The organism is Methylobacterium sp. B1 (assembly GCF_000333255.1).
In the GTDB taxonomy this organism is placed as follows: domain Bacteria; phylum Pseudomonadota; class Alphaproteobacteria; order Rhizobiales; family Beijerinckiaceae; genus Methylobacterium; species Methylobacterium fujisawaense.
Map to the genome: position 1 here is coordinate 1 of NZ_BACT01000024.1, position 4,638 is coordinate 4,638.

Below are 4,638 nucleotides of genomic sequence, written 5' to 3' on the forward strand. Positions count from 1 at the left end.
AGGGATGATCGTGCAGTTCTCCACGGGGGGGCGCGGGCGCGATCCGGCGGCCCGCGGCCTCTCGCTCAAGCACGGGCCCGACATGGCGTNCCTGTCCACCGGCTCGGTGAACTTCCCGACGATCGTCTACGAGAATTCCGCGAGCCTCGTGACCGACCTCGCCGGCCAGATGAAGCAGTATGGCGTCCGGCCCGAGATCGAGATCTTCGACCTCTCGCACCTGCACGGCGCCAAGCGCCTCGTGGAGGCGGGCCTGATCGACGCGCGCCCGCACGTGCAGTTCGTCATGGGCGTCCAGAACGCGATGCCGGCCGAGGAGCACCTCCTCGACATCCTGCTCGCCGAGACGCGGCGGATCCTGCCGGAGGCGACGTGGACGGCGGCCGGGATCGGCCGCAACCAGGCGATCGTGATGGACTGGGCGCTCGCCCGCGGCGCCGACGCGGTCCGCACCGGCCTGGAGGACAACATCCGGGTGACGAAGGATCGTCTGGCGGCCAGCAACGCCGAACTGGTCGGCCTCGCCGCCAAGGCGGTGGCCCGGCACGGCCGGCGGGTCGCGACGCCCGTCGAGGCCCGCGCCGCGCTGGGGCTCGGCTGATCGGGCGACGCCTCGGTCCCGCGACGAGTGCCCCCGGCTGGAGCGACGCGACCGTCGCAAGCCCCTCGTTTCGAGGGGGTGCCGGGCTTCCGAGCGGCGCGGCGCCGGAGGATCGTCCCTTCGCGGCGGCCGTTCATCGCCGGCCGCGCCCCACCTTCTCACGGGCATCGCAGCGTGCTAACGATCCGCCCGCGCGGGTGTAGCTCAATGGTAGAGCAGCAGCCTTCCAAGCTGAATACGAGGGTTCGATTCCCTTCACCCGCTCCATTCCAAAATCCGAAATCGCATCACGCGCTTAAGCGTAACCGGCCGGCCCTCCCCGGGCGTCGCGCGGCCGCCCCCTGCGCCGTGCAAGCTGCGTTCCCGGCCCCGCCGCGCCGCGGGCAGCCGGATGCGGGGCGGAGGCGTCGGCGGCTCGAGGTCAGGACCGCGGGCCGCCAGGAGCCCCGCCGGCCAGGCCCTCCCGGAGGACCGACGACCGCGGTGCGCGCCGGCTGTTTCTTGATGGACCCGGCGTTGTAAGACGGGCGCCGACGATCCGGACGGATGACGATGCCGTCCCCCCGTACGGCCGACATGACGACGTCTGACCCTCCCAACGATCCGGGTTCCCGCGGCGACGACCCCTTCGACGCGGAGGGACTTCGGCTGACGCTCGACGAAGCGGGCATCTGCGGCTGGGCCCTCGACGTCCGGACCGGGCGCGTCACGATCTTGCCGTCCTGCCTTCGTCTGTTCGGGGTGCCGCCGGACCGCCTGACCACCTTCGACGCGATGCAGGCCTTCGTGCATCCGGACGACCGCGCAGCCAGGGCGGACGCCATCGGGCGCGCGCTGGCGGAGGGCGGACGCTACGAGGTCGATTATCGGGCGGTGCATCCCGATGGACGCGTCCACTGGCTGCGTTCGCGCGGCCGCGTGCAGCTCGGCGCCGACGGTCGGCCGTGCCGCCACCGCGGCGTGGTCTTCAGCATTCACGAACAGAAGCAGGCCGATGAAGACCTGCGGGCGCGCGAGGCGCATCTGCGCTCGATCCTCGACACGGTCCCCGACGCCATGATCGTCATCGACGAGCAGGCGCAGATCAAATCGTTCAGCGCGGCGGCCGTGCGGCAGTTCGGTTACGGGCCGGACGAGATGGTCGGCCGGAATGTCAGCCTGCTGATGCCGGAACCGTATCGGAGCCAGCACGACGCCTACATGGCGCGCTACCGTTCGACCGGAGAACGCCGCATCATCGGCATCGGCCGCGTCGTGGTCGGCCAGCGCAAGGACGGCTCGACCTTCCCGATGGAATTGGCGGTCGGCGAGATGCGTTCGGGCGGCGTGCGCTACTTCACCGGCTTCATCCGCGACCTCACCGAACGGAACCAGACGGAGATGCGTCTGCAGGAGTTGCAGTCCGAGCTGGTGCACATGTCGCGCTTCACCGCCCTGGGCGAGATGGCATCGACGCTGGCGCACGAGATCAACCAGCCGCTCACGGCAATCGCGAGCTATCTCAAGGGCTGCCGCCGCCTCCTCGGGCGCATGGAAGGCCCGGAGGCGGCCCGGCTCTCCGACGCGGTGAACCAAGCGGCCGATCAGGCCCTGAGAGCCGGACAGGTGATCCGGCACCTGCGGGACTTCGTATCGCGCGGCGAGAACGAGCGGCATATCGAAAGCCTGCCCAAGCTGGTCGAGGAGGCGAGCGCCCTCGCCCTCGTCGGCGCCAAGGAGAAGGGCGTGCGCGTCCGCTTCGATCTCGATCCGGATGCGCCGCTCGTGCTGGCCGACCGGATCCAAGTGCAGCAGGTCCTGCTCAACCTCATCCGCAACGCGATCGAGGCCATGCAGGACGTGACCCGGCGCGAACTCGTCGTCGGGACGCGGGCGCGTCCGGCTGAAGGCCTGGTCGAGATACGGGTGTCGGATACCGGGACCGGCATCGCGCCCGAGATCGCCGAGCAGCTGTTCCAGCCCTTCGTGACAACGAAGGCGAACGGCATGGGCGTCGGCCTGTCGATCTGTCGAACCATCGTCGAGGCCCATGGCGGCAAGATCCTGGCCTGCCCGGGTCCGGACGGCGGAACGACCTTCCGCTTCACCCTGCGCACGCTCGACCGCGAGGAGATGGCTCATGTCGACTGACGCGCCCGTGCACATCGTGGATGACGATCTCGCGGTGCGCCAGTCCCTCGCCTTCCTGCTGGCGACCGACGGACTGGCCGTCCAGGTGCACGACTCGGCGACCGCCTTCCTCGCCGCGGGGACCGACCGTGTCGGATGCATCGTCACGGACGTGCGCATGCCCGACATCGACGGCGTCGAACTGCTGCACCGCCTCCGGCAGAGAGGCCGGATGCCGCCCGTGATCGTCATGACAGGCCATGCGGACGTCGCGCTCGCGGTCGAAGCGATGAAGGCCGGCGCGGTGGACTTCATCGAGAAGCCCTTCGACGACGACGTTCTTCTCGCCAGCATCCGATCGGCCTTGGCGCGGGCGGATCGCGCCCGGACGCGCGACGCCGAGGGGGACGCGGTGCGGGCGCGCTTGGCCGCACTCAGCGAGCGCGAGCGCCAGGTCCTGGAAGGACTGGTCGCCGGCAAGGCCAACAAGGTCATCGGGCTCGATCTCGGCATCAGCCCGCGGACCGTCGAGATCTACCGGGCCAACGTCATGTCCAAGATGCAGGCGGGCAGCCTGTCCGAGCTGGTGCGCATGGCACTGATCGCAGAAAGCTTGGAGGGCGACTGAAGACGGACGCGCGTTGCGCCCCGTCGAGATGCCGATTCCGGGATGCCTTAGGGGGACGGGCTTCGACGCAGAGGCTCGCTCTTCGAAGGCATCCCCAATGCCCTCTCGGCGCCCGCCCACAGCTGCTCGTAGGGCTGCAGGCCCGCCTCCGCGCCGACATCGGGTGGATCGGCGCACGGCAGTCACTTCCGACCCCAGGGCGCTTGCCGGCTCCGGCGGTTCGCGTTCGCCGCGGGTCGGCGGCGCGCGGTCGATGCCGCATCGGGATCGGGGTTGGGCCAAATCTGCAGTTGATATGCATCAAGGCCGGAATGCGCCCCGGTTCTCACGATGCCGCGGTCGAGTGGAAGCGCAGCTTGCCATGCGCGGAGAAGCGAACACCGATCCCGGAACGGGTGACAGCAGCAAGGAGGCACCGCGCATCCGCACCATGTTCCAGCACACGCTCGAGCACGAAGTGCCGGCGGGGACGATCCTTTTCGCGCAGGGTGAGGTCCCGACCTTCCAGATCGTCGTCCTGTCGGGATCGGTTCAGCTCTTCGGACGATCCCGCGATGGCCGCGAGGTGCTCATCGAAGTCGTGAGGGCGCCGGACCTGTTGATCCCTGCCGCCGTCGTGACCGCATCGCCGTATCTGATGCAGGGGCGGGCTCCGGAGCCGACCCGCTTCCTGCTCATTCCGGCCGATGCGTTCCGCGACGCGGTGGAACGCAACCCGCGTCTGGCGAAGGCGGTTCTGGAAACGCTCGCCGAGCAGTTCCGTCGGATGGTGCGGCAGACCAAGAATCTGAAGCTGCGCTCCGCGGCCGAGCGCGTCGGATGCCATATCCTTGTCCTATCCGAACGGCAGGGCACGCCGGACCGCGCGATCCTGCCCTACGAGAAGCACGTGATCGCGTCCGAACTCGGGATGACGCGCGAGTCCTTCTCCCGCGCCCTCAAGCCCTCACCAAGATAGGCATCGGCGTTGCGGGCCAGGAGATCGTCATCCGCGACCCGCGCGCGACTGACCGCCGTCGCCAAGCCCGACCCCATGATCGATCTGCCTGCCTTCGACGACACCGGTCGCCGGACCCTGGCCCTGATCGAGCGGTTGAAGGGATAGGGACGGCAGGGCGGCCCGCGGCGTTCGACGGCGGACGCCCGTTCCGTCGGCACCGGGCGGTCCGGCGCCCGCACGCGCGATCACGGGAGGCGGCAGCGCCGTTCGCGGCGCCGCCGACACCCGGCTGTGGCGCCACGATCAGGCGACGCGCCGCACCTCGTCCTCCAGCAAGTAATCGGCCGGCCCGAAGAATTC

Annotated in this window: 4 protein-coding genes and 1 tRNA gene; all 5 read left to right on the forward strand. The window is 69.8% G+C overall.

Annotation, left to right across the window (positions count from 1 at the left end; all coding sequences use genetic code 11):
- A partial coding sequence (locus I53_RS00750; protein ID WP_043345588.1) for a 3-keto-5-aminohexanoate cleavage protein occupies positions 1-601 on the forward strand: 601 nt, incomplete at its 5' end.
- A gap of 193 nt (positions 602-794) precedes the next feature.
- Positions 795-868 (forward strand) — tRNA-Gly (locus I53_RS00755).
- Positions 869-1,177: 309 nt separating this feature from the next.
- A complete protein-coding gene (locus I53_RS00760) occupies positions 1,178-2,731 on the forward strand; it encodes a PAS domain S-box protein (RefSeq protein WP_043345594.1) in 1,554 nt (517 codons plus the stop codon).
- Positions 2,721-3,338, forward strand: a complete 618-nt coding sequence (gene fixJ / locus I53_RS00765) for a response regulator FixJ (RefSeq protein WP_043345590.1) — start codon at positions 2,721-2,723, stop codon at positions 3,336-3,338. Before I53_RS00760 ends, fixJ begins: the two co-directional genes overlap by 11 nt.
- A 343-nt stretch (positions 3,339-3,681) precedes the next feature.
- Positions 3,682-4,296, forward strand: a complete 615-nt coding sequence (locus tag I53_RS00770; RefSeq protein ID WP_251982169.1) for a cyclic nucleotide-binding domain-containing protein — start codon at positions 3,682-3,684, stop codon at positions 4,294-4,296.
- Positions 4,297-4,638 lie beyond the last annotated feature (342 nt).